This window comes from Methanofollis sp., from assembly GCF_028702905.1.
Taxonomy (GTDB): Archaea; Halobacteriota; Methanomicrobia; order Methanomicrobiales; family Methanofollaceae; genus Methanofollis.
In genome coordinates, this window is sequence record NZ_JAQVNX010000029.1 from 1 (window position 1) to 23,226 (window position 23,226).

25 protein-coding genes are annotated in these 23,226 nt (G+C 58.9%); 12 read left to right on the forward strand and 13 right to left on the reverse strand.

Features of this window, described 5'->3' with window-relative positions; genetic code table 11:
- From PHP59_RS05350 to PHP59_RS05365, 4 genes are all read right to left on the reverse strand, one after another.
- Positions 1 to 185 (reverse strand): pyridoxamine 5'-phosphate oxidase family protein (locus tag PHP59_RS05350; protein ID WP_300164720.1); only part of this gene is annotated, 185 nt, incomplete at its 3' end.
- A gap of 56 nt (positions 186 to 241) precedes the next feature.
- Positions 242 to 844 (reverse strand): NAD(P)H-dependent oxidoreductase, encoded by a 603-nt coding sequence (locus tag PHP59_RS05355; protein ID WP_300164723.1) that lies wholly within the window; start codon positions 842 to 844, stop codon positions 242 to 244.
- A 305-nt stretch (positions 845 to 1,149) separates the two neighbouring features.
- On the reverse strand, positions 1,150 to 2,007 hold the full coding sequence (locus PHP59_RS05360) for a hypothetical protein (protein ID WP_300164726.1): 858 nt from the start codon (positions 2,005 to 2,007) through the stop codon (positions 1,150 to 1,152).
- A 786-nt stretch (positions 2,008 to 2,793) separates the two neighbouring features.
- Positions 2,794 to 4,431, reverse strand: a complete 1,638-nt coding sequence (locus tag PHP59_RS05365; protein WP_300164728.1) for a restriction endonuclease — start codon at positions 4,429 to 4,431, stop codon at positions 2,794 to 2,796.
- A 154-nt stretch (positions 4,432 to 4,585) separates the two neighbouring features.
- Here PHP59_RS05365 and PHP59_RS05370 point away from each other — a divergent pair, with 154 nt between their 5' ends.
- Positions 4,586 to 5,119: a hypothetical protein gene (locus PHP59_RS05370; protein ID WP_300164731.1), complete on the forward strand. Its 534-nt coding sequence runs from the start codon at positions 4,586 to 4,588 to the stop codon at positions 5,117 to 5,119.
- A gap of 284 nt (positions 5,120 to 5,403) precedes the next feature.
- Here PHP59_RS05370 and PHP59_RS05375 read toward each other — a convergent pair whose 3' ends face one another.
- From PHP59_RS05375 to larC, 4 genes are all read right to left on the reverse strand, one after another.
- Positions 5,404 to 5,775: a hypothetical protein gene (locus PHP59_RS05375; protein WP_300164734.1), complete on the reverse strand. Its 372-nt coding sequence runs from the start codon at positions 5,773 to 5,775 to the stop codon at positions 5,404 to 5,406.
- 541 nt (positions 5,776 to 6,316) lie between these two features.
- Positions 6,317 to 6,559: a hypothetical protein gene (locus PHP59_RS05380; protein ID WP_300164737.1), complete on the reverse strand. Its 243-nt coding sequence runs from the start codon at positions 6,557 to 6,559 to the stop codon at positions 6,317 to 6,319.
- A gap of 268 nt (positions 6,560 to 6,827) precedes the next feature.
- Complete coding sequence (gene radB, locus PHP59_RS05385; RefSeq protein ID WP_300164740.1) at positions 6,828 to 7,496, reverse strand: DNA repair and recombination protein RadB; 669 nt, start codon at positions 7,494 to 7,496, stop codon at positions 6,828 to 6,830.
- Positions 7,493 to 8,674, reverse strand: a complete 1,182-nt coding sequence (gene larC, locus PHP59_RS05390; RefSeq protein ID WP_300164743.1) for a nickel pincer cofactor biosynthesis protein LarC — start codon at positions 8,672 to 8,674, stop codon at positions 7,493 to 7,495. The genes radB and larC overlap by 4 nt, the downstream gene beginning before the upstream one ends.
- A 44-nt stretch (positions 8,675 to 8,718) precedes the next feature.
- On the opposite strand from larC, the gene PHP59_RS05395 reads away from it, so the two are divergent.
- The 3 genes from PHP59_RS05395 (at position 8,719) to PHP59_RS05405 (ending at position 13,490) form a co-directional block, all read left to right on the forward strand.
- Positions 8,719 to 11,136, forward strand: coding sequence for a CDC48 family AAA ATPase (locus tag PHP59_RS05395; RefSeq protein WP_300164746.1), 2,418 nt, complete (start codon positions 8,719 to 8,721; stop codon positions 11,134 to 11,136).
- A 110-nt stretch (positions 11,137 to 11,246) separates the two neighbouring features.
- Positions 11,247 to 12,791: a class I adenylate-forming enzyme family protein gene (locus PHP59_RS05400; protein WP_300164750.1), complete on the forward strand. Its 1,545-nt coding sequence runs from the start codon at positions 11,247 to 11,249 to the stop codon at positions 12,789 to 12,791.
- 105 nt (positions 12,792 to 12,896) lie between these two features.
- The gene (locus PHP59_RS05405; RefSeq protein ID WP_300164753.1) at positions 12,897 to 13,490 is read left to right on the forward strand and encodes an ATPase domain-containing protein; all 594 of its coding nucleotides are present in this window, start codon (positions 12,897 to 12,899) and stop codon (positions 13,488 to 13,490) included.
- Positions 13,491 to 14,047: 557 nt separating this feature from the next.
- Here PHP59_RS05405 and PHP59_RS05410 read toward each other — a convergent pair.
- Together PHP59_RS05410 and aspS are read right to left on the reverse strand one after the other, a co-directional pair.
- On the reverse strand, positions 14,048 to 14,944 hold the full coding sequence (locus tag PHP59_RS05410) for a methionine synthase (protein ID WP_300164756.1): 897 nt from the start codon (positions 14,942 to 14,944) through the stop codon (positions 14,048 to 14,050).
- On the reverse strand, positions 14,941 to 16,230 hold the full coding sequence (aspS, locus tag PHP59_RS05415) for an aspartate--tRNA(Asn) ligase (protein ID WP_300164759.1): 1,290 nt from the start codon (positions 16,228 to 16,230) through the stop codon (positions 14,941 to 14,943). Before aspS ends, PHP59_RS05410 begins: the two co-directional genes overlap by 4 nt.
- 144 nt (positions 16,231 to 16,374) lie before the next feature.
- Here aspS and PHP59_RS05420 point away from each other — a divergent pair, with 144 nt between their 5' ends.
- Entirely contained in the window at positions 16,375 to 17,031 is a 657-nt protein-coding gene (locus PHP59_RS05420; protein ID WP_300164762.1) for a hypothetical protein, read from the forward strand.
- A gap of 1 nt (position 17,032) precedes the next feature.
- Here the strand turns inward: PHP59_RS05420 and PHP59_RS05425 are convergent, their stop codons facing one another.
- Both PHP59_RS05425 and PHP59_RS05430 read right to left on the reverse strand, forming a co-directional pair.
- A complete protein-coding gene (locus PHP59_RS05425) occupies positions 17,033 to 17,710 on the reverse strand; it encodes a hypothetical protein (RefSeq protein WP_300164765.1) in 678 nt (225 codons plus the stop codon).
- A complete protein-coding gene (locus PHP59_RS05430; protein ID WP_300164768.1) occupies positions 17,704 to 18,660 on the reverse strand; it encodes a hypothetical protein in 957 nt (318 codons plus the stop codon). The genes PHP59_RS05425 and PHP59_RS05430 overlap by 7 nt, the downstream gene beginning before the upstream one ends.
- A gap of 121 nt (positions 18,661 to 18,781) precedes the next feature.
- Between PHP59_RS05430 and PHP59_RS05435 the strand changes: the two genes are divergently transcribed.
- Positions 18,782 to 19,255 carry a hypothetical protein gene (locus tag PHP59_RS05435; RefSeq protein WP_300164771.1) on the forward strand — a complete coding sequence of 158 codons (474 nt, stop codon included), beginning with the start codon at positions 18,782 to 18,784 and terminating at the stop codon, positions 19,253 to 19,255.
- Here the strand turns inward: PHP59_RS05435 and PHP59_RS05440 are convergent.
- Positions 19,240 to 19,590 (reverse strand): metalloregulator ArsR/SmtB family transcription factor, encoded by a 351-nt coding sequence (locus tag PHP59_RS05440; RefSeq protein WP_300164774.1) that lies wholly within the window; start codon positions 19,588 to 19,590, stop codon positions 19,240 to 19,242. The two genes, PHP59_RS05435 and PHP59_RS05440, sit on opposite strands and share 16 nt — an antisense overlap.
- Before the next feature lie 117 nt (positions 19,591 to 19,707).
- Between PHP59_RS05440 and PHP59_RS05445 the strand changes: the two genes are divergently transcribed.
- From PHP59_RS05445 to PHP59_RS05470, 6 genes are all read left to right on the forward strand, one after another.
- A complete protein-coding gene (locus PHP59_RS05445) occupies positions 19,708 to 19,848 on the forward strand; it encodes a hypothetical protein (RefSeq protein WP_300164777.1) in 141 nt (46 codons plus the stop codon).
- 75 nt (positions 19,849 to 19,923) lie between these two features.
- Positions 19,924 to 20,820 carry a permease gene (locus PHP59_RS05450; RefSeq protein ID WP_300164780.1) on the forward strand — a complete coding sequence of 299 codons (897 nt, stop codon included), beginning with the start codon at positions 19,924 to 19,926 and terminating at the stop codon, positions 20,818 to 20,820.
- Positions 20,821 to 21,060: 240 nt separating this feature from the next.
- Positions 21,061 to 22,128, forward strand: coding sequence for a permease (locus tag PHP59_RS05455; protein WP_300164783.1), 1,068 nt, complete (start codon positions 21,061 to 21,063; stop codon positions 22,126 to 22,128).
- Between the two features lie 9 nt (positions 22,129 to 22,137).
- Positions 22,138 to 22,407: a hypothetical protein gene (locus PHP59_RS05460; RefSeq protein ID WP_300164786.1), complete on the forward strand. Its 270-nt coding sequence runs from the start codon at positions 22,138 to 22,140 to the stop codon at positions 22,405 to 22,407.
- Positions 22,394 to 22,636, forward strand: coding sequence for a thioredoxin family protein (locus tag PHP59_RS05465; protein WP_300164789.1), 243 nt, complete (start codon positions 22,394 to 22,396; stop codon positions 22,634 to 22,636). The genes PHP59_RS05460 and PHP59_RS05465 overlap by 14 nt, the downstream gene beginning before the upstream one ends.
- Positions 22,636 to 23,091, forward strand: coding sequence for a putative zinc-binding protein (locus PHP59_RS05470; RefSeq protein ID WP_300164794.1), 456 nt, complete (start codon positions 22,636 to 22,638; stop codon positions 23,089 to 23,091). Before PHP59_RS05465 ends, PHP59_RS05470 begins: the two co-directional genes overlap by 1 nt.
- Positions 23,092 to 23,226 lie beyond the last annotated feature (135 nt).

A 23,226-nucleotide genomic window follows, 5' to 3' on the forward strand; every position in this document is an offset into this window, starting at 1 on the left:
TCGATCTTCGGGTTCTTCGTAAGCTGCTGCCAGATCTTTTTCAGAGTTCCGGTATGATAGTAAAACCCGCTCTCATTGGCAAACCACATCGCAAACGCCCGGACCCTGGGCTGGTCGCCGTCTATGGTCGCAATATACGTCACCGGATTTTCGTTTGCAAATTTCACGCAGTCGGAAAAGTCCATTCTTCTCCCTCGTACAGCCATACGAAGGTTCCGGCAAAAAATGTTTGCAGAAATCGTCAGGCAGAATCCGGCGGGAACGTTTCACAGGTCAACGCCCGCACATCACCGAGCCACGACTTCCGCTGCTCCTCCGTGCTGGCGACCATAACGTCGAACATCCGGCGGTGAAAAATCGGAATCCCGCAGAACGTACAGATACAATCCTTCCAGAGCCGCTGGAGGGGATCGCCGAAGATCGCAAGTTCCCTCTGCTTCGGCGTGTTGGAGGTGTTGAAGACGAGTGCTGTTTTTGCCTTGAGCAAACCGACCGAAATGCCTTCCCCGTTATCTCCTTCGCCGAATCGGTACGCCACGCCCGGCCGCAGAACCCGGTCGATCCAGCCTTTCAGGATCGAGGGGGGCATCCCCCACCAGTCCGGATGGACTACCACAAGCCCATCCGCTACAGCAATCTCTGCACAGTGCGCAGCAATGAACGGAGGGAGGGGAGCGTCGCGGGCGATCTCGTCGTACGGCAGCACCGGATCGAACGTCTCGGCATAGAGATCATGGAATGCAACGGCGTGCCCGCATTCCCTGAGGGCGGCGACGACGGTCTCCGCTATGGCGTGGTTGAAGCTCCCCCTGTGGGGGTGTGCGAGGATGACGGATATGAACACCAAAGGATTTCAGGCCATGTTCTCCCCGTTGCCTTAAAAACGTGCTGCTTCGTCCCCGGCGACTTCGAGGGGTGCTTGAAGGTATTGCTCGCCCGGTTCCAATCCCTGATTCCGGGAAAAAGATCCGTGATATTCCAGACCGCCAGGGAAAACACTCTTCGACAGTATCTATCTCTGCCGGTTGCGATCATCCCATACTAACTTCCGGACAGGGTCAAAAGAAAGCAGGCATAGGATACGCACGAAAAAGGAGGGGAGAGTGTATCAACGGACATTTTCAATCTATTTTCAGAAATAGTGTGGTGTCAATCATAGTCCTCTCTGAGAGCGATAGGATCGGCATGTCCGAGAACATAGGGATAGGATTTTTCCATACACCTACGATCAGTCCAACTCGAATCGTTGCTTTCCAGGCGATACCCCCACGTACCCGCCGGAGCACTGTACGGATACCACCCATATTCGCCGGTATCATATTCGTCCCATTTGAAGATCACATCCGTTTTATACGCATCATTTTGAGGGTCATAATCCAGAATTACCTCTGCAACGTCTGAATCCTGCATATAAGAGATCACATCCCCTATCGCGTACGCAGGTTCCTGCAAAGGTGCGGAAGTAGCGGTGGGTGTCGTTGTAGACGGCGTAGTGGGTGTCGTTGTAGACGGCGTATTACCCGGTTGAACTCCTAGAGACGAAGACGGTTCTGGTTCGGAGTACACGACTTCGGCGTTATCCGCAAAAGCAACCCTCAAAACGTCCCACCCATCAGATAGGTCATCGGGATTCACAGAAAGATGGATCTTAACGGTTTCTCCAGGCCCTAACGCATCGACAAAATCCCGGTCCAGCATTAAATCCTCATTCTGAGAGTTATTCAGCGCCAAAATCTTTAAAATCTCAGTACTCTCCAGCGCAGAAGAGACATCAGATTCAGGCAGAGTTATCACAGCAACGACAATGTTATGCGCCGTGATAGATCCGGTGTTCTTGACGGTCATGTATGTGTCGATGGAAGAGATGCTTTGATTTTCAGCACCAACATCGAGTATGTGCAGGTGCGTATCACCTTCGCTGAGAGATGAATCGGTGCATCCTCCCGTTAAAACAACCGCGATGAGAGAAACAAATACCAGAACCAATGAATGTATTTTCATATCCATTTTAAAAGGCCTCGTTATCTAAAAAGACACAGAACCGTGCAACATTCTGAAGGATAAGTATTTTGATATGGGATTCGTGAAATGTTGGCGTTGAAGAGTGCCGCAGAAAATTGTGTATGAAAAAAGACCTATTTTTAAGATATAATCTTTTTCAAACACGGCTTCACGATTTTAAAGATTAAATGGTTCGGACATTTCTGGTTAAACAAAATTTAAACGAAAACCTGATCTCCATGAATCAGTGACTTCTGGCGAGTTCACACCAGATTCTCTTTCAAATCTCCCTGATCCCCACCTCAACGCACAATATACTTATTCGGGCACTTCAATCAGATAATGTGGCATTTATGGGAATCTGCCCGTTACTAAAATTCGAATGCCTCAAAAAAGAGTGGGAGTGGTGGGAATCGGTAGACAAGAAATGTGCCATCTTGCTCCTGGCTTATACAACTGATATTGGGGATGTGTTGGAGAAACTTGAAACGCGGTAAACCACCTCATATCTGAAGTGGCTTTTCCAGCACAATCCCCTGCCAAAGGACTCTAAGAGACGACCCAACATAGATTTAAACCATATTTCCCGAATTTATTGCTCTAGATGTACCTTACACAGATTTTGTAGAAATCATTATACGTCGGTCAATCTACCCTCGCAAACTTATGAAATGAGCCCAATTGCATCAGGAGGATCTCAAGAGGGAGACAGAAAAACACAATGGGTTTTTAGACGGATATTCTTGGGTGAGTATCCCTCCCTACCTTTGGCATCAATTCGTGTTTAAAAAATTATTGACAATTCTTACAGACCCTCGTCTTTCGAAATAATCCTGATGTAGTAATACACTGCGAGCAGGCCGCTGTCCCACACCTGTCGCAGATCTGGGTATGATCTGACCCGTATGTTCTGTTGCAGATCGGGCACTCAACCTCGCAGTCAGAGCAGAGCGGCATATTGCATACCGAACAGATCGTACTGGCGTGCTCTTTACAGAATGTCTTGCCGCAGGAACTGCAGGTCGAAGCATGTTCGTTACAGACCCATTTCCCGCAGACAGGGCATTGTGTAATGTGCTCACTACAACAGGCTTTTCCGCACACCTCACAAACGGCGACGGCCTCTTTCTTGATGTTAATGACACCGAACTTGAAATGCTGAGGGCAATAGCGAATGGTGTTTTCAAGGACTGTTCCGGAGTGGGCAAACACTTCTTTCGTATAAATCGTGCCGAATGCGTTGAAATGAACGGCCCATTTGGGAACGGAAACCATTTCACTCTTGAAGAGTTTTACATCGCCTCTTCTCGGGATGAACTTCCGGCGTTTGCTATCCAGAATGGTATCCCCCTTTGAAGGAGTGTACGTTATATCGCTCGTATTCTTCGCCGTGATATATTCTATGGCAACTCTTTCGACCGTCCGCTTGGTGATTTCGGGTTTCAGTTCGGTGATCTGATAATCCGAACCGATCGTAATGGAATATTCAGGTGATGGAGAATTATTCAATACTTCATTGAATGTCTGGAGTGTTTGAGCGTTATCGGTGCTCTGCTTCGAGGTACTCAGCGAGTTAAAAATCGAGCCTCCCTTCTCTGCCTGCCTGTTGAGCACCTTGCCGTCCAGAAGATCGATCACGACTATGCCGTCATCGGAAAACTTGTGGAGTTTCTTGGTGGGATCGTAGACCTGGGCTTTGAAACTGTAGGGTATTTTTATGTACGGATGGAAGGTGAGCGTGGCATCGCTCACCTCAATCAGATGGTTGTTCTGTAGCGGCAGCGTCGTTACCGCAATATAATCTGATTTTATTGGCAGAGCAAATTTTAAATTCAGTTTTTCTCCTCTCCGACTGACCCTTCCGGCAGAGACAGCAAACCACTTTTCCTTGATGTCTTCGTGACTGAAGATTTCGATGTTCCTGCTCTCCGCAAAATTCTGAGCGTCGATAGTTAAGTCGTTGAAGGCGACAAAAACTCCCTGCCAGCCCTGGCCGAGGTCATCAAGTTTCTTGGAAAAGTCCCGAACTTCTTTTATGCCGACTGCGGATGTAAAATTCTTACATTCGATGGCAACCTGCTTTCTTCCTCTTCTGGCAATGACATCGATTTCGTTTGTATAACCCCCCTGTCCAGGCATTCTGACCCGTCTTTCAGTCTTGTAGCCCTCGGCCTGATAAATCGAGTCGACAATTTCTTCCAATTTTGTTCCAAGCTCGTAGACATTCGCAGAAGGCGGCTTCCCCTCTTCTGTGTACTCTTCCTCCGACCAATCGATAGGATCCGACCAATCGTCATCAGAAGGAGGAGGAGAGGTTTGAATCTTTACAGTGTTAGGGACTGATGTTTCTTGTGTTAATTTGGTACCACACTCAGGGCAAAATTTTGCATTGGTGCTCGTTAGTGGCGTTCCGCATTCAGGACAAAACATAGGCATGGTTATTCGCACAATCTGGCTTTACGTGTAACTCCTTTAAGGTAACGAAATGATCAGAGGGACCATAATTAAAAAATAAAAGTATATTTGTTAATTTTTGAAACGAAACAAATTCGGCCCTGTAAAACTCCTGTATCGCAGCGCTGGCATGGAGGACAAAGTTCATTCTTACGATCTATGGGAGATCTCTCATGAAGAAGGAGGCGGGTGCCGGTCCGGATTTTTCACCATTTTCGACCGTTTTCGACAGGTTTCACCGCCTGTCGAAAAGAGGGTGGGGAGCGTGGTGACGGCGGATCAGAAATTAAGGAGAGATCTAATGATCATTATATGTACATACGTACCTCTTTTCACCAGGTGGAAGGAGCACAGGGTGCAGGCGACCGCAAGGGTGATGGGGGTGTGGGTGAGTGTGATCCTCCGCCTGGTGAAAACGATTTTTAAAATCGGCGGAGAGATGACGAAATTAAAATGTGCGATACGGATGCGCCCCGAATCATTTTCAACGCCGGTCGAAAGATGTCGAAAAGGGGGTGAAAGGGGTGCATCGGATCAACGGGGGCATGAGGAGGGCGATGACTTCGGCACGGGTTTTCATAGGCGTCATATCTCTGTGGTACGTCGCCCCGTGCCACCGGGATCCTTTAAGGTATTGAGTGCCACCCTGATCTCGCCATTCTGACACTTGGATCCGGTTTCCGGCCCTTCGATCTCGATGATCCGGGACGCGTTCGTGAGCGTGTTAATTCCCGGGTATTCTGGCATTCTGGAGGAAAAGATATAGTTTCTCGAAGGCCTGGGCGGCGTTACCGGGATGGGGAGGAGAAAAGGGGGGGGCGGGCCCTATAGGAGGGATGAGAGGGGCGGCAAAGGCGGTGGAAATCGGCGCGAATCTGAGAGATTTTGAGGGTGACAGGGGGGCAGGACGTTATCAGGGTACGCCCGATAATAGACGCAAAAAAGGAATTAGGGGGTAAGAGCAGTAAACTTATCCACCGCTTCATACGTCTTCCCATCAGGGGTGTGGATCGTGACGTATGTCCACCCATACGTTTCATCAGAAGGAACATTCATGCTGCTAAACGGAACTTTTATTCCGCCTTTCATGAACATATTCCCATCTTTCCACGTTGTTATGGTGCCGGATCCCTTGTAGACAAGTTTGTCTTTTTGATCTTTGAAGTTATTATCGAATTTTGTTGTCCAGATCTGAATGTCAACGGGAATACTGGCATCTGAATATTTTACCGTCTCGTCATATTGATCAAGCAGGTCTGGATGAACAGTAACCCCATCGTCTTCGGCATCGGCATCCCAATTTTCCTTGATCGTGTCCACACTTGCATGCGTCACCTGGGAAAAGTCATTCACTACCGCCGTAGGTTTTGGGACTGTTTTTTCGGGGGTAGGGTATGGAGTACTTGTTTGCTGAGTGCTTGCTTGCGGGGTGGGATATGTTAACTCATTCGGCGATGCTTGATGATCTGTGTGTGCAGTTGTACAACCGGATACACAAACAAAGCAGATTGCAATACAAACCAGGATTAAAGAGTATAGCCTCATATTTTCTCTAACAATAATAAAACATTTCGACATATACATATTTCGTTTTTTTCAGAATTTTATTTTTTAAAGCACTAAAGAGTGATGAACACGATTAATCCAATTTATTATGGGACTTTTTCGTTGGTCACCCTTTGATGGTTTTTAAAAAAGTATGTTCCAAATATAGTAAAAAGGCCTCTTTATGGAGATAAGGGCGATTAAACCCTTCAATCCTGATTTTTATATTTGATCAGACCTCCAATCAGGAAGAGAATAAAGGTTGGGACACCGAAGAGGGAAACTGATATGAGGACTAGGATGCCCGAGATGATCATCAAAGCAGCCCCAGGGTATTTTTCTTCAGCACACCGCCAACGATACCGGTGACCGAGAAGAGTAATGCCGAGGCTCCAAGCCCTATGATCAAATCGTACCCAGCAGATGGATCAAATGCCGAGGTAAATGCTCCAAAGAAGAAAGCAAAGAACGCAGCGGCAATTCCAAGAAGACCACCGATAAGCCCAAGCCAGAATGGGCGACTGTCTGATTGTGACATATTTCTCAATACGACCCTCAACGTCCCCTCACATCAAATTTTTCGTCTTTTAGGCACCATAGTAGATTTTTAAAGCCAAATTACAGTTAGATGATGGGAGGGACCGACGGCTGGTGCATCAGTACGGGTCGCCGGTGAGGGCTGGTGGTGGGAGAGAGCATAATCGGGGCTGGGGGCGTGAGCAGATTACCGACCATGGTGAGCACATGATGCAGGCCGGAACCCGGCCCTCTCGCGAGAGAACACAGCGACCCGGAGCAATTCCAAAATCCAGATCCCAAAAAAAAGACTATACCCGCCTGATCCCCTCATTCACAATCACATAATCGAACGAGATATCGGTCGGGCGGGAGCGGTGCTTTTCGAGGACGACCCGCCTCTTGCTCTCCCTCTTCTCGATCCGCAGGATCGCCTTGGAAATGTGGCCGAGGGCCGTGCCCCCGAGGCCGAAGAAGGCGTCGGTGTCCACGTCCATGTACACCTGGTTCGTGATCAGCACCGGCACCTCGTACTTCTTCGCATAGCCGAGGAGGCGGACCATGTGCTGGGAGAGGACGCGGAGGGCGTCCTTCGTCGTCCCGAGTTCGGAACGGTACAGGGCCGTCGCCGAGTCCATCACGATGAGGCCGACGTTCTTCGACCTGAGGAGGGCCTCGCACTCGTTGACCATGATGCCCTCCTGCACGAAGTCGACGGGCTCGTACAGGTACAGGCGGTCGGCAAGGGCCGTCGCCTCCTCGCCCGCAATCTGCTCGAAGCGTTCGGCCGAGAAGCCCTCGGTGTCGATGTAGATGACAGACTCCCCCCCCTTCAGGCAGGAGACCGCCGCCATGACGGATATCGTGCTCTTGCCGCAGCCGGGCTCGCCGTAGATCTGCGTGATCGTCCGCCTCTCCAGGCCGCCGCCGAGGAGGGTGTCGAGAGGCTCGGAACCCGTGCTCAGTCTGGACAGCTTCATTCCTTCCCCTCCAGGCCCTTCCATGCGGCGTCCTCGACGATCCGGGCCACCGTCCGCACCGGCACGCCTGCCGCGGAGGCAATCGCCCGCACCTCGTCGGACTCGGCCTTCACCGAGGAGACGACATCGCCGATATACCCGACCTTCACCGTCACCTCGCGCCTCACACCCGCCACCTCCGCCGTCACCCGCATCAGACGTCTCTCCAGCACGCTCCGGTGGACCGCGGGGATGCACCGCACCCCGAGAGTGCCGAGTTCCCTGGCCAGGATCAGGGTGAGGGGGGCCGCGTCCGCCGGGCGGCAGACGACCCGCACCAGATGGCCCGCCCGCCCCTTCTTCATGACCGCCGGGACCACGGAGACGTCCCTCGCTCCCGCCGCAAAGAGGAGGTCCATGCAGTGGCCGAGCACCTCGCCGGTGACATCGTCCACGTTCGTCTCCAGGATATCCACCTCGTCGGCGCCCGAAACCCCCTCACGCTCCAGGAGCACAGCCCGCAACACGTTCGGCGTCCCCGCAGGATCGCGGCTTCCGGCACCGTAGCCGATGGTGACGACATGTGCCGCCCCGATCTGATCGGGCCGGAGGGTCGCGAACTCGGCCAGGAGTGCGGCGCCCGTCGGCGTGCAGAGTTCGCCCTCGCCGCCCCCCACCCTCGCCGTCAGGGCCGAGGCCCTGAGGACAGCAAGGGTCGCCGGGGCCGGCACCGGCATCGTGCCGTGGGCCGCCACGACCGTCCCGGCACCCAGGGCGACCGGGAGGACGGCGACGCCGTCGACGCCCAGAGTCTCCAGGGCCGTGCACGCCCCGATCACGTCGGCGATCGCGTCGTCGGCCCCGACCTCGTGGAAGTGCGCCCCCTTCCCGTGGACACTCTCCTCGGCCGCCGCGATCCGGCCGAAGACCCGTTTCGCCCGTTCGATCGCCGCGGGCGGGGCATCGGCCGCCTCCACCCGTGCGATAACATCGGCAAGGTTCCGGTGGGCCGGGCCTGCATGGGTGACGACCCTGACCGCACCGATGCCGCACCGCTCCACCCGGGAAAAGGCAGGGTCGGCCACCACCGAGGCCATCGCCGCCCTCACCTGCGCCTCGTCTGCGCCGAGGTCTAAGAGGGCCCCGATAGTCATGTCGCCGGCTGCGCCGTGAAAAGGATCGAGAAGGAGAATCCGCATACTGAAGCAGTACTTATAAATCCGGGCGTATATGATTGTAACGAATGCCGGAAATGTACCTAAAAGTGGACAGGGCATATCCTGAGGATCAAGGCGGGGGGAAGGCGCGCCTGGATCCCGACACCATGCTCCAGATGAGGCTCTCGCCCGGCGACCTCGTCGAGATCATCGGCAAACGCCGGACCGTCGCCAAGGTCTGGCGGGCGATGGTCTCCGACTGGCAGCAGGGGAAGATCAGGGTCGACAAGTTCACCAGGGAGAACGCCGGGATCGCGGTCGGCGACCGCATCCTTGTGCGAAAGGCAGAGCAGGAGATCGAGGCGCAGAGGGTCGTCCTCGCGCCTCCCGAGGACATGCCGCGGCAGGTCCCGATCAACTTCCAGAGCGTGGTCAACCACCTCATCGACTTCCCGGTGATCAAGAACGACACCGTCCCGATACAGGCCGGGCTGCCCTTCATGCAGCCGCAGATCGTCGCGTTCAAGGCGGTGACGGTCGAGCCCGAGGAAGCGATCATCATCACCAAGAACACGAAGGTCGAGTTCTCGGAGAAACCGGTCGCGGGTTTCGACGGTGTAAGAAGGATCTCGTACGAGGACATCGGCGGCCTCAAGGACGAACTCCAGCGGGTGCGGGAGACGATCGAGCTTCCGATGCGCCACCCCGAACTTTTCAGGAAACTCGGGATCGACCCGCCGAAGGGCGTGCTCCTGTACGGCCCGCCGGGCACGGGAAAGACCCTCATCGCCAAGGCCGTCGCCTCTGAGTCAGGGGCCCACTTCATCTCCATCGCGGGGCCGGAAGTGATCTCGAAGTACTACGGCGAGTCGGAACAGCGCCTGCGTGAGGTCTTCGAGGACGCACGGCAGAACGCCCCGTCGATCATCTTCATCGACGAACTCGACTCCATCGCCCCGAAGAGGGAGGACGTCACCGGAGAGGTGGAGAGACGGGTCGTCGCCCAGTTGCTCACCATGATGGACGGCCTCGAAGAGAGGGGGCAGGTCGTCGTCATCGGCGCAACGAACAGGCTCGACGCCATCGACCCGGCCCTGCGGCGGCCGGGCCGTTTCGACAGGGAGATCGAGATCGGCGGGCCGAACGAGCACGACCGGACGGAGATCTTCAGGATCCATACCCGCGGCATGCCTCTCGCCGACGACGTCTCCATCACCGACCTCGCCAGGCAGACCCACGGTTTCGTGGGGGCCGACCTTGCAGCGCTCGCACGGGAAGGCGCGATCAGGGCGCTCAGGCGGTACATGCCCGAGATCGACCTCGAAGAAGATGAGGTCCCGCCGGAGATCCTGGAAAAGATGGAAGTGACGACCTCTGACTTCAGGGAGGCGCTACGCGACGTCTCCCCGAGCGCCATGCGCGAGGTGCTCCTCGAAGTCCCGCACATCACCTGGAACGACGTCGGCGGCCTCGAGTCAGAGAAAGAGGAGGTGCGGGAGGCCGTCGAGTACCCGCTCACGAGCAGGGACCGTTTCGACGACCTCGGCATCCAGCCGCCGCGGGGCGTCCTGCTGTACGGCCCGCCTGGCACAGGGAAGACCCTCATCGCGAGGGCCGTCGCCTCGGAGTCGGGAGCGAACTTCATCCCGGTGCGGGGCCCGCAGCTTCTCTCGAAGTGGGTCGGCGAGTCAGAACGCGCCGTGCGGGAGATCTTCAAGAAGGCCCGGCAGGTGGCGCCGTCGATCATCTTCTTCGACGAACTCGACGCCCTTGCCCCGGCACGGGGCGGCGGCGCCGAGACGCATGTGGTCGAGAGCGTCCTGAACCAGATCCTCACCGAGATGGACGGCCTGACAGGCCGGGGCGACGTCGTCGTGATGGGAGCGACGAACAGGCCGGACATCGTGGACCCGGCCCTCCTGCGGCCGGGCCGCTTCGACCGCCTCGTCTATATCGGGGCGCCCGACCGGAAGAGTCGGGCGAAGATCATGGACATCCACACCCGCACCATGCCGATCGAAGGCTCGGCCATGAACGAGGCGGTGGCGGCGACCGATGGGCTCGACGGCGCCGGGATAGAGGACATCCTCGCGTCTTTCACGTCGGGGGCCCCGATCGGTATCGACACCTTCAGGGACGCGGCCGCGAAGGCACAGAAAGGCCAGGGCGACCCGCTCGGTGCGGGCGCACGGCGGCGGATGATCGTCGACCTCCTCGGGCTCAGGGGGATCACCCTCGAAGACCCGGGCAGGACCGCCCTCATCGACGCGATCGCCGGGACGACGGACGGGTACGTGGGCTCTGACCTGGAGTCCCTCTGCCGTGAGGCCGGGATGTTTGCGATGCGCGAGAAGACCGGCATCGTCACGAAAAAACACCTGGAGACGGCGGCGAAGAAGGTGCACCCGACGATGAACGAGCGCCTCGTCGATTACTACCAGAGGATCCGCGGCTTCTTCAAAGGCGGCCTGCCCGAGAAGGTCCAGCCGCCCGAGTACCAGTAGGGAAACCTACACCACCTTTTTTTCGGCGACGGCCCCCAATGGGCCCGCATATATAGGAGAATGCACATACATATTCATCGAAGCAATTATATGGATATCAGGTGCCATGAATGCCGAATATCACCACATTTCTTGATGTAAACGCCCGGTACTGTTCCGGCCCAGCCTTTATCTTTGCGAAGGACGGCCGGACGTACACCTTCAGGGAGATGCGGGAGGCCGCCTGCCGCCTTGCCGGCGGCCTCTCCTCTCTCGGCATAAAAAAAGGCGACCGTGTCTGTATCTACCTCGACACCTCGCCCGAATATCTCCTCTCTTACCTTGCGATCTGGCGGATCGGCGCCGTCGCCGTCCCGACGAACGCGGTCTATCATGCAGACGAGGTGAGGTACGCCCTCGCCGACTCCGGGGCCGCGGCCGTGATCACCGACACCGCCGGCGCTCCCACCGTGCGGGTGGTCAGGGCCGACTGCCCGGCCCTCGACCACGTCTGCATCGTCGGCGCCGCGGGAGAGGGCGAGACGGCATGGGACGACCTCATCCGCGCCGACCCCCTGGAGAGGGCGACAGACTGCTCCTTCGACGACCTCTGCCAGCTCCAGTACACCTCGGGAACGACCGGACGCCCGAAAGGGGCGATGCTCACTCAGGGCAACTGGATGTCCGCCCTGGCGACAGAGCGCGAGGTCCTTGACCTGCGGGAAGGGGACGTCTACCTCGGCATCTACCCGATGGGCCATGTCGGCCTCTCCTGGGGGCTCTCCGTCCTGAAGGCCGGAGGCACCTGGGTCTGCATGGACCGCTACGACCCGGAGGCGTACGTGCGCCTCGCGGCCGAGCACCGGGTGACGGTGCTCTCGGCAATGCCGCCGGTGATCCACACCCTCATCCGCTCGAAGCCCGGGACAGAGGAGGCGCTGAAGCAGGTCAGGTGTATCATCTCCGGCGGAGGCCCTCTCCTGCCCGTGATATGGGCCGAGTTCGACAGGCGGTTCGGCATCCCGGTGGTGAACGCCTACGGCCTCTCCGAGACGATCGTCGTCGGGTCGGCGACCGCCGTCGTCCCGGCCCATTACTCTCTCCACAAGGGCTACCTGAGCGTCGGGGCGCCGGTCGGGTATGCCGAGGCGAGGATCGTCGCCGCGGACGACGCAGGCCGCGACCTCCCTGCCGGCGAAGTCGGCGAGGTCGCCCTGCGGGGGCCGGCGGTCGCGAAAGGCTACTGGGGGATGCCTGAGGCGACGGAACGGGCCTTCCTCCCCGAAGGCTGGTTCCTGACCGGCGACCTCGGCTACCTTGACGAAGACGGCGTCCTCTTCGTCACCGACCGGAAGAAGGACATGATCATCATGTCGGGCTGGAAGATCTACCCGACAGAGGTGGAGAACGTCATCGTCGAGCACCCGAAGGTCGCCGACGTCGCCATCTTCGCGAGGCCAGACGAGAGGCGGGGCGAGGTTCCGGTGGCGGCCGTCGTCTTCAACCCCGGCGAGGGGATGACGCTCGACGACCTGACCGCCTACTGCCGGGAGAGGCTTGCCGGCTACAAGGTGCCCCGCGAGATGGTCGTCCTCGATCACCTCCCCCGGGTGAGCGGCTGGAAACTCCTCAGGCGGACTCTCAGGGAAATGTATCCCATATCATCGGGGAACTGACCCCCCGGACCCCTTATTTTCGTCTCGATTATATCAAGGATGCCAATTTGAACCTTTGGGAAGGTTTATCCTATTTGCATCCTATTTCATAATTCGGAGAGTACATTGGACAGGGAAAAACAGCGTTCAACCGGTCTTGTCGGTCTCGACCTGGTTCTTGAGGGAGGAATACCGAAGGGGACGGTGATCATCGTCGCAGGCACGCCCACAAACGGACTCGAACTTTTTGCCCGCCAGTTCTGGAAAGGGGACCCCGACAACCCCGAAGAGGGGACATATCTGATGCTCGACGGGAAGATCGAGGAGGGGATGACCGACGCGCGGGAGATACCGCCCGACCAGTACCCCGCACATCTGCACGGCCAGCGGATCGTCATCGACTCGCTCTCAAGCATCATCCTCAGGCACGGCATCGACGATGCCATCGACCTCGTGACCCGCGGGCTGCGGGAGAAGGTGGCGGAGGGGGCGAACGTGGCGCTCATCATGTACCTCGGCATCCACCGGAAGGCAGACGAGATCAAACTGATCAGGCTGGTTGACGGCTACCTCGAACTCAAACAGGGAATCGAGGGCTCAGAGGTGGAAAGGATGCTCGGCGTCTTCAAGATGATCGGGACAGAACTTCCAAAACAACTCATCCCGTACAACATCACCGCCGAGGGACTCGAACTCTCGACGACAAAGAGAGTCGTCTGATCTTTTTCAATCGCTCACGATACTTTTTTCTGAGAGATTTTTGCAGACCCGGAGGAGGGTGTTCAGGGGGCGGCAATCCTCCGGAGAAGGTGCAGACCAACCGCCTTCCCCATAACCTGAACCGGGGGGCGCCCCCCGGTCCCCCGACCTAAGATTGGTCCGGGAAGAGCGAACAGGAGATCCAGAGGAGGGAGGTTGCCATATACCCGCCTATCCTGAGCGGGGGTCCGGGGGCGTAGTCCCCCGGCGCGATACACCGATCAACCGCCTTCCCCACAATCTGAACCAGGGGCACCTCGAAAACCTACAGTTCACGGAAAATGCAGAGCATTTTCCTTCACCGGGAATCTTCGATTCCCTGTATTCTCGAACTCGCTATCGCTCGTTGCCCCCAGACCCCCACTTGCGATTGGTCCCGGGAAGAGCGAACAGGAGATCCTGAAGAGAGGATTGTCATCAATCCCCTATTTTAAGGAGATACGATTGGAATGAGGCGAGAGGCCCACTAGATCCTGGCTAAAAGTTTATGGAGATCCCGGATCAGAAAAAAAAGTGAATCAGTATTCGGCCCTGAGGACCGCGGCGGCCTTCACCATCGCGGAGAGTTTCCCGTAGGCCACATCCCTCTCAAGCATCCTGAGGCCGCAGTCAGGGTCGATGAGCATGTTCTCGGCGCCGAAGACGTCGATACCCCGTTCGATCCTCTTCTCGATCGCTTCCATGCTCTCGACGCCTGGATCGGCGGAGGCGACGCAGCCGTAGCCGACCGGCCTCCCTTTCAGATCCTTCGTCGAGAGGATTTCGAGGTTCTCCCTGTTTTCGGAGAACTCGAAGTCAAGGACAGAGACCTGGATCTTCAGGATGTCGTCGATCGCACTCTCGAGGTTCCCGCAGACATGGAGACAGGAAGGGATGCGGAGCACCGAGGTGATCAGGTCCACCGCCTGTCTGCCGACGCCGAGGTCGGCGGCGCCGGTGGAGAAGATCGGTTCGTCGATCTGGATCATCGTCACGCCAGCCGCTTCGAGGGCCCGCGCCTCCGTGGCAAGGGCCTGCGCAAGGTCCAGGACCACCTCGTCCCGCCCCCTGTACGCCGGCGTCTCGATCCGCAGGCCATGGGCCAGGGTCGAGGGGCCGGTGATGATCCCCTTCACCTTCGGGTGCTTCGAGAGGGTATATTTCGTGTCCGCGACGGTGAGGGGTTTGTCAGGGGGCTCGATCCTGCCGATGACGCTCTGGCCCCTGATGCCGGGCAGACGGGAGACGAACGCCGTGATCATGTCGCCCCGCACCTGGCCGTCCGAGATGATATCGACGCCGGCGCGGATCTGGTCGGCGACCGCTGTCTCGACAGCCCCGTGCAGGGGGTCGAGGAGAGAGCGGAGCCCCCCGGCCTTGACGACCGGGTAACTCCCGACGACCGTGGTCGGCAGGACCTTCGAGATAAAGTTCATGGGACGACTCTGTGCCTGTCACGCGGGAAGAGCACGGCCTCTCTGATGTTCTGGAGACCGAGCATCGTCATGATCAGCCGCTCCATGCCCATGCCCCAGCCTGCGTGGGGTGGCATGCCGTACCTGAAGGGCTGGAGGTAGAACTCGAAGCTCTCCGGACTTAATCCTTTTGCCTTGATCTGGTCGACCAGGAGGTCGTACTGGTGGACACGCTGGGCGCCCGAGGAGAGTTCCATACGCGGGTGCATCATGTCGAAGGCCTTGCAGATGGACGGGTCGTCCTCGTACGGCATCGCGTAGTACGGCCTGATCGCACTCGGCCAGTCCACGATGAAGTAGTGCTCGCCCATCTCCTCGCCGATCGCCCTCTCAGACGGAGTGGAGAGGTCGTCGCCGTAGGCGATCGGTTCGTCGATCTTCTTCGCCGCGATGTCGATCGCATCTGCGTACGGGATGCGGGGGAAGGGCGCCTTCGGGACCTCGAACTCGACGCCGAGGTCGGAGAGAGCGTCGGAGCAGGTCTCCGCGACGGTGGCGTACTGGTGGGAGACAAGGTCTTCGAGGACCTTCATGACGTCGTTGTGGTCGGCAAACGAAACCTCGACATCGATGGACGTCGCCTCGTTGAGGTGCCTGACCGTGTTGTGCTCCTCGGCCCTGAAGATCGGCCCGACTTCGAAGACCTTCTCGAAACCGGCGGCCATCATCATCTGCTTGTAGAGCTGCGGGCTCTGGTTGAGGAAGGCCTCCTTCTCGAAGTAGGCGATCGGGAAAAGTTCTGTGCCGCCCTCGGTCGCCGCGGCGACGACCTTCGGGGAGGTGATATTGTAATAGCCGCGCTTCGAGAAGAACTCGTAGGTGGCGGCGGTGACCGCGCTCCTGATCTTGAAGATCGCGGCGACCCTGGGTTTCCTGACATCGAGGAACCGGGCGTCGAGCCTGGTGTCGAGGTCGGCCGGCACCTTCTCGACGACGTCGAGGGGCAGGGGGCTCTCGCAGAGGGAGACGATCTCGAAGGTCTCGGGGGTGAGCTCGCGGCCGCCCGGCGCCTTCTCGATCGCCTTCACTGTCCCGCTGACGCGGACGATCGATTCGCGGGAGACAGCCTTCGCGGCCTGGAGAACGGCTTCGGATGCCTTCTTCTTGACGACAGTGACCTGGATGATCCCGGTCCGGTCGCGGATCAGGAAGAAGGTGAGCCCGCCAAGGTCCCGGATCTCGTGGACCCAGCCGGCAACCTCGGCACGCCCTGTTTCGGGAGTTACCTCGTTGATGGGAATGCGCATGGACAATCCTGTACCTATGGGGGGGGAAGGGATATGGGCTTTATGATACATCTAACAGCGAAACCTCTCTGTGCGGCAGGGAGAAAACCGCGGGGGCGAGTCCGGGATCATCAGGAAACGGCTTAATAAAAGCGGAGACGATAGATGGATATGCAGAGGAGAGACCTTCTCGCCTGTTGTGTCCTCGTCCTGTCGCTTCTCGCCTGCGGGTGCACAGGACCGGGCGGCGACGAGGCGCAGCCGACACCGACCCCCACGCCGGCGCCCCCCATTCAGGCGGGGTCCGGTGTTCCCCAGCCGGTGCCGACGCCGCCGGGGGAGTGGGACGGGAAAAAGCCCTATGACGTGAAGTTCGTCGACCCGGCCATGTACCACATCACCCCCACCGTGACGGCGACCACCACCATGGTGAAACAGCCGAACGATCTTCAGGTCGACAAGAAGGCCATGAAGGAGTACGCGAAGATCTCGTCCAACGATATGGGGAAAGTGATGACCACCGAGATCTATCACATCCCCTTCCCGTACTGGGAGCTCGACTACACGGCCGACGCAAAAATCAAGGAGCTTGCACGGTTCGCCGTCGAGGTCAGGGACGCAGAAGATCCGAACCGCCTTGTCGCGGAGATCGATCTGAAAAGAGCGGATTTCATGGCGTCCGGCACCAGCCAGGAGAATACGGCGAACTCAGGCACGATTCTTCTTCGGGAGGGGTTCAGAGACTATTATTTCGTGATCCAGAAGGACCAGATCAGTTCCTTCTCTCTCGTGATCAAGGTGCCGGAAAAATATCTGGTATAGGTCAGGATCCTTCTCTTTTTTCCTGGCTGAGAATGATTTCCCGGCTATACGTGTTGATGGCTGTTTCATATGCCTGCCATTCCCGGTCGGCCTCTCCAATCTGTTTTTCCGCCTCAGCATAGCGCCTGAGGTCGTATGCCGTCGCCGACGCGGACCAGAGGGTGTAGGCACGGTTCAGGTGGTCGAGGGCCTGCAGATATGCCTCCCTGACACCTTCATGGGTTTCGGGGACGGCAATCCCCTCGATCGCCTGCAGGTGCCGGGCGGTTGTGGCGACGCCCCGGTTGGCCAGGTCCTCGAACTTCGCCATATAGGCATCGGATTCCTTGATTGACGGGGCTTTGCCGACAGAACCGATGAGAGCGGAGGCCTCCCCGTCCAGGCCGGCAAGATCGGCTTCAGAGGACGCAATGGCGTCCCCGAGCACCCTGACTTCGTGCTGCTGCTCCACTGCGTGGAAGAGGGTCCACCCGACGACGGCGACGATGAGCACCGCCACCGCGATCCCGCAGATGGTCAGCGCCTTCCGCATCTTCGGCGTCAGCGTCGGCTTTTTCAACTCAGGCATCTTCGGGCGGAGTGTTTTCAGGCCCGAGACCTGCAGACCGGAGAGCTTTGCCTTCAGTTCACCGACCTTCAGGGCGATCTCCTCAGGGCCGGGCATCTTCAGGTTCACCACCAGTCCTCACCTCCGGGAAGAGGATCGGCCGGGCGGACCGTGTGGCGGGTGGGCCTGACGATATAGTGGAGGGGGATCACGGTCGGGGTCTCCGATTTCACGCTCTTGATCGAACCGTCGGTCGTATCGCCGACAGGGAACGGCTTCCCCCAGCGGTCGATATTTCCCGGCTGGGTCCTCGGGAGCTGGATGTAGTTGGTCGTCTCGACGTAGTAGTAGCGCTTGCCGCCGAAATCATAGTATTTTGGTGTATAGCCGGCATAGTACGGGCCGTACCCCGTCATCTGCACGCCGACGGCCATATGGTCGGAGTACCCCAGGAGGACGACGTCATAGTCCATGAGGCTGAGGAGGGCGGCGGCGAGGATCGACGAGTCCTCGCAGTCCCCTTTCCCGTCGACAAGGGTCTCTACAGGATATTTCGGGTACTCGACGCCGTCGGCAACATGCAGGGCATGCGCCGGGACCGCGCCTTCGGTATAACTCGCAGGTGTGTCGTCGGAGGAGTACGGGAGTTGCTGGACGAAGAAGAGGACGTCCATCACCCGCCAGTAGTCCTCGTCGGCGGTGTTGAAGCGGGGGGAGGCGATCTGCCGGACAAGGTCCTCGAGGTACGGGCGTTCGTCCTCAGAGAGGGCGTACCTCCCCCAGGACGCGTGGTCGGGAAGACGCGGCGTCTCCCTCTCCCGATCAAAGAGGGAAGAAGGTATTTCCAGTGTGGCGGTCTGGACGCCGCCGTCGACGGCGGTCCACCTGAACTCCCTGACAATCTCCTTCCCGACAGGGAGGAGAGTCGGGTCGGGGTCTGTCACCGCAGGTGCGGGCGTGGGGAGAGCGCCCGGGGTATCGCCGCCTCCGTGTCCCCCGTAGAGTGCCGGTTTGACGACAAGAGCGATGACGAGTACGATGACGACCCCGATGAGAATCGAAAGTATGTCCTGGCGATCCATATGCAATTTCCAGATATATCAGGTGGAGACTGAATATACACATATAATTGAACAAAATATTTAAATCATGTCAAATAGGTGAAACTTAAAAATCAAATGATTGATATAACATCATAATATTATGCTGCAACAGCCGGTCCGGGGACGTGTCCTCATTCTTCCCCTCGCTCTCCTGGCCCTCACGCCCTTCATCGCCGCCGCGGCATCCCGCACCCCCCCGCAGGAGAGTCTGCTCTGGGCCGCCGCCGGGATCATCGCTCTCCTGGTCGTCCCGGTCGCAGGCCCGCGCCTCGCGGCCGGAGGAAAACCGTATGTCCCGGCCCTATGCTCGGCGATAATGCCGGGACTCGGCCAGGTCGTCAACGGCAATCCGGGAAAAGGTTTTCTCGTCTGTGTCCTCTGCGCCTTCGGGCTGAAAGAGGCGTCGACGATCGGCGGCCTCATCGCTGCGGGCGCCTGGCTCTGCGGCATCGCCGACGCACTTGTCACCGCGCACCGCATGAGTACAGGCAGCGTCCCCCTGCTGCCTGTCCCGCGGGCGATCTTCATCGAGTACGTCGTCCTCGGACTTGCGGCGGCCTATGCCCTCCCCTGACCGGCAAGGAGGGCGGCAAACTTCTCTCCCTCCGCGGTGAGGGAGTAGATGATCCAGTTCCCCTGCGCAACGCCCGCGATCAGTCCGGCTTTTTTGAGCACATTGAGGTGGTACGAGAGGCGCGAGTCGGCGACCGCGACCACCTCCCTGATCACGCAGACACAGAGGGGCTGGACGGCAAGGAGGAAGAGGATCTTCAGGCGCACGGGATCGGAGAGGGCATGGAACTGCTGCGACCGCAGCGCGAGCGTCTCCCCGTCGGGGAGCAGGCGCGTGAGGCCCTCTATACCGCCGACCCGTGCGAGGTCGTCTTCAACAGGTTCAGGAATTGGCATTTTTGTACTCACCGAGCCCGGAGGGCTGTTTCAAAATAGTATGAAATGGATAGCCTTATACCCTTTGGGATAGGGATACTGTTTCAACAAATCTTGAAACTATATGGAGTGAACCAGATGGCAGACAACACACAGAAAGACAGCAAAAAGTCGGGCATCGTCTCAAAACTCATGGGCGCCCTGAAGGGCGAGGGCGGCGGGTGCTGCTGCTGCGGCACGAAGATCGTCCCGAAGAAAGAGGAGAAGAAGGGCGAGTAAGGGCGAGTAAGGGCGAGGAGATGGCCGGCATGACAGGGGAAGGGGGAGACTGAGACGGACCTGACAGCGTCCCTCATGACGGCAGGCGGGTTCTTCGCGGTGATCACCGCGGAGCTCGTCCTCCTGTTCATCGGGATCTCCTTCCTCGTCGGCCTCCTCCACGAGTACATCCCCGAGGAGAGGATCCGGGCGGTGCTCGCCGGCAGGCGTCGGGGGACAGGGCACTTCATCGGGGCGGGTTTCGGGGCGCTGACCCCCTTCTGCTCGTGCTCGACGATCCCGATCCTCCTCGGCCTCCTGGACGCGGGCATCCCCTTCGGCGTCTGCATGTCCTTCCTCATCGCCTCGCCCCTCCTCAACCCGGTCATCCTCTCCCTCCTCGTCGCCCTGGTCGGCGTCGTGCCGACCGCGGTCTACGCGGCGATCACCTTCCTCGCGGCCGTGGGCCTCGGCGCCCTCCTCGGGCAGCTCGGCTACGGGCGGCACGTGAAGGACGTGATGGTGGAGAGGGACGGAGGGTGCGCATGCACCGCGGAGAGCGGCCACGGCCCGCGCCTCAGGCGGGCCCTCGCCTTCGCCCTCTCCCTCTTCAGGCACGTCTTCCCGTACCTCCTCCTCGGCGCCGGGATCGGGGCCTTCATCTACGGCTTCGTCCCCGAAGACCTCATCGTCGGCCTTGCCGGGCCGGACAACCCCCTCGCCATCCCGGCGGCGGCGGTGATCGGCATCCCGATGTACATCAGGGCCGAGACGATCATCCCGATCTCGGCCGTCCTCCTGGAAAAGGGGATGGGCATCGGGGCGGTGATGGCCCTGATCATCGGCGGCGCCGGGGCAAGTATCCCCGAGGTGACCCTGCTCGCGGCGATCTTCGAGAAGAAACTCGTCGCCGTCTTTGTCGGCGTGATCCTCGGCGTCGCCGTCCTCACGGGGGCGGCCTTCTCCCTGCTCGCGGCAGGGGGCATGATCTGAAAGACGGAGAGAAAATGGGTCTGAGGAGTTCCTTCTGCTCTCAATGTGGTGGCCCTCTGATTCCGCAGGGAGATTGCCATACCCCCGCCTATCCTGATGAGGGGGTCTGGGGGCAACAGCCCCCGGTCCAGGTTTCGGGGAAGGCAGTGGATCTCCGCTCTCCTTGCGGGAGTCAGAGAGAACACCCGGACCAGAATATGAGGAACACCTAAGATCCAAAAACCAGGAGATGATACAGCAATGATAGATCCCATCACCGGCGCCTTCCTCGCAGGCGTCGCCACACTCGTCGGCTACCTCTCCGAGCACGTCATAACGTGCCTCGTGCCCGCGTTCTTCATCGCGGGAGCGATCGGGGCCTTCGTCAAGAAGGACGCGATCCTGAAGTACTTCAGCCCTGACACGAAGAAGACGGTCAGTTACGGGATCGCATCGGTCTCCGGGACCGTGCTTGCAGTCTGTTCCTGCACGATCCTCCCGATGTTCGCCGGCATCTACAAGAAAGGGAGCGGCATCGGTCCGGCCGTCACTTTCCTGTACGCCGGGCCCGCGATCAACGTGCTCGCGATCATCTACACGGCAAAGGTGCTCGGCTTCGACCTCGGCGTGGCCAGGGCTATTGCGGCAGTGGCGCTTGCAATCGTCATCGGCCTCATCATGGCGACAATCTTCAGGGACCATGACGCCGGGGTGCGGGCGGCCGCACCCGCAAGGACGGCCCGGGCGGAGGAGGGCGGCAGGCCCTGGTGGGCGACCCTCGCCTTCTTCGCCTCCCTGGTCGGCATCCTCATCGTCGGTGCCTCGCAGATCCCCTGGACCATCAAGTTCCCGGTCGTCTACCTGCTCACCCTCGTCGTCGCCGTGCTCGTCATCTACACCTTCGAGAGGGACGAGGTGACAGACTGGGCGTACGAGACCTGGGACCTGACAAAGAAGATCTTCCCGATCCTGATCGCAGGCACCTTCGTCCTCGGCATGCTCGCCTACTTCCTGCCGCCCGAGACCTTTGCCCCGTACTTCGGGAACAACTCGATCGGGGCGACCCTGCTCGCGGCAATCGTCGGCGGCATCCTGTACATGCCGACCCTCCTGGAGGTGCCGATCATCGGCACGACCTTCGGCTACAGCTCGGGCATGATGGCAGGCGGCCCTGCCCTCGCCCTCCTCCTTGCCGGGCCGAGCGTGAGCCTCCCCTCCCTCCTGGTCATCTCGCGGGTGATGGGAGCGAAGAAGACGGTCGTGTACGCCGTGCTCGTCATCCTGTTCTCGGCCCTGGCCGGGTTCGTGTACGGGAACATCATGGGGTGAAAAAAAATCATGCACGAAGACAGACCATGCTGTGCGGCAGAGGCCCTCAGGCGCATCAGACAGGTGAATGTCGGCGGTGTCGTCGTCGGGCTCTCGATGCTTGATAAAGTCATCGCGGATGTGGAGGCGCTCGGGCTCGCCTCCGAGGTCCGCCTCTCCGATGAACTGGTGAAGAGAACAAAGGTCTACAACTATATCCCGAAGAGCGCGGAAAGTATGTACGGAGAGGCGCTCCTTGCGGTCTACCAGAATGAGGTGAAAAACCATGACAAAGATTGAGATATTCGGCACAGGCTGTGCAAAGTGCATGAGAACGGCAAAGAACGTTGAAGCAGCGGTGAAGGAACTCGGCATCGAGGCCGAGGTCGTCAAGGTCGAGGAGATCGACGCGATCACCGACCGGGGCGTCATGCTCACCCCGGCGCTCGCGGTGAACGGCGAGGTCGTGGTCGAGGGCCGCGTCCCGACCGTCGACGAGATCAAAGAGATCCTCTCGGAGGTGGCCTGATGGCAGGATGCAGTTGCGGCTGCGGCAGCGACTGTGGAGAGGGCGACGGGAAGAAGAGGATCATCTTCGCCTGCGCCGGCGCCTCCAATGTCGGGCAGATCACGAACATCGCCGCGATCCAGTTATTTGTCGAGGGCTTCGGCAGTCCGGCCTGCACGGCGCAACTCGCCACCGGCGCCGGCCCGGTGAAGAGGAAGTGTGCGGAGGCCGACGAGGTCGTCGTCCTGGACGGGTGCCCTGTCGCCTGCGCCTCGAAGATCGCGGAGGCCCAGGGGATCACACCCGACCAGGTGATCATCGCCACGGAACAGGGGATCGCAAAGACCCATGACCTCGAGATCTCCGAAGAGGAGATCGAGAAGGTCGTCTGCGCCGCCTGGGAAGGGAAGGGAAAGGCAAAGAGGTGCCGAGACCTCCCCGAGGGCGGGTGCGGCTGCGGGTGCGGCGGGGAGTGAGCCCGTGGCCGGATGGGTGCTGGTGACCTGTTCGGGCGTCTCGAACACCGGGAGGCTGACGACGCAGGCGGCGTCGGCCTTCAGGCAGCGCCACCCCTCGGCCCTCGACGACGCCGTCCCGGCCGGACGCCTGGA

What these genes read in the sequence shown, in the direction of transcription:
- PHP59_RS05360 (WP_300164726.1), bottom strand. Translation starts at nt 2,007, where the DNA reads ATGGATATGAAAATACATTCATTGGTTCTGGTATTTGTTTCTCTCATC.
- PHP59_RS05365 (WP_300164728.1), bottom strand. Translation starts at nt 4,431, where the DNA reads ATGTTTTGTCCTGAATGCGGAACGCCACTAACGAGCACCAATGCAAAA.
- PHP59_RS05370 (WP_300164731.1), top strand. Translation starts at nt 4,586, where the DNA reads ATGGAGGACAAAGTTCATTCTTACGATCTATGGGAGATCTCTCATGAA.
- radB (WP_300164740.1), bottom strand. Translation starts at nt 7,496, where the DNA reads ATGAAGCTGTCCAGACTGAGCACGGGTTCCGAGCCTCTCGACACCCTC.
- larC (WP_300164743.1), bottom strand. Translation starts at nt 8,674, where the DNA reads ATGCGGATTCTCCTTCTCGATCCTTTTCACGGCGCAGCCGGCGACATG.
- PHP59_RS05395 (WP_300164746.1), top strand. Translation starts at nt 8,719, where the DNA reads ATGCCGGAAATGTACCTAAAAGTGGACAGGGCATATCCTGAGGATCAA.
- PHP59_RS05400 (WP_300164750.1), top strand. Translation starts at nt 11,247, where the DNA reads ATGCCGAATATCACCACATTTCTTGATGTAAACGCCCGGTACTGTTCC.
- PHP59_RS05410 (WP_300164756.1), bottom strand. Translation starts at nt 14,944, where the DNA reads ATGAACTTTATCTCGAAGGTCCTGCCGACCACGGTCGTCGGGAGTTAC.
- aspS (WP_300164759.1), bottom strand. Translation starts at nt 16,230, where the DNA reads ATGCGCATTCCCATCAACGAGGTAACTCCCGAAACAGGGCGTGCCGAG.
- PHP59_RS05420 (WP_300164762.1), top strand. Translation starts at nt 16,375, where the DNA reads ATGGATATGCAGAGGAGAGACCTTCTCGCCTGTTGTGTCCTCGTCCTG.
- PHP59_RS05430 (WP_300164768.1), bottom strand. Translation starts at nt 18,660, where the DNA reads ATGGATCGCCAGGACATACTTTCGATTCTCATCGGGGTCGTCATCGTA.
- PHP59_RS05435 (WP_300164771.1), top strand. Translation starts at nt 18,782, where the DNA reads ATGCTGCAACAGCCGGTCCGGGGACGTGTCCTCATTCTTCCCCTCGCT.
- PHP59_RS05440 (WP_300164774.1), bottom strand. Translation starts at nt 19,590, where the DNA reads ATGCCAATTCCTGAACCTGTTGAAGACGACCTCGCACGGGTCGGCGGT.
- PHP59_RS05445 (WP_300164777.1), top strand. Translation starts at nt 19,708, where the DNA reads ATGGCAGACAACACACAGAAAGACAGCAAAAAGTCGGGCATCGTCTCA.
- PHP59_RS05450 (WP_300164780.1), top strand. Translation starts at nt 19,924, where the DNA reads ATGACGGCAGGCGGGTTCTTCGCGGTGATCACCGCGGAGCTCGTCCTC.
- PHP59_RS05455 (WP_300164783.1), top strand. Translation starts at nt 21,061, where the DNA reads ATGATAGATCCCATCACCGGCGCCTTCCTCGCAGGCGTCGCCACACTC.
- PHP59_RS05460 (WP_300164786.1), top strand. Translation starts at nt 22,138, where the DNA reads ATGCACGAAGACAGACCATGCTGTGCGGCAGAGGCCCTCAGGCGCATC.
- PHP59_RS05465 (WP_300164789.1), top strand. Translation starts at nt 22,394, where the DNA reads ATGACAAAGATTGAGATATTCGGCACAGGCTGTGCAAAGTGCATGAGA.
- PHP59_RS05470 (WP_300164794.1), top strand. Translation starts at nt 22,636, where the DNA reads ATGGCAGGATGCAGTTGCGGCTGCGGCAGCGACTGTGGAGAGGGCGAC.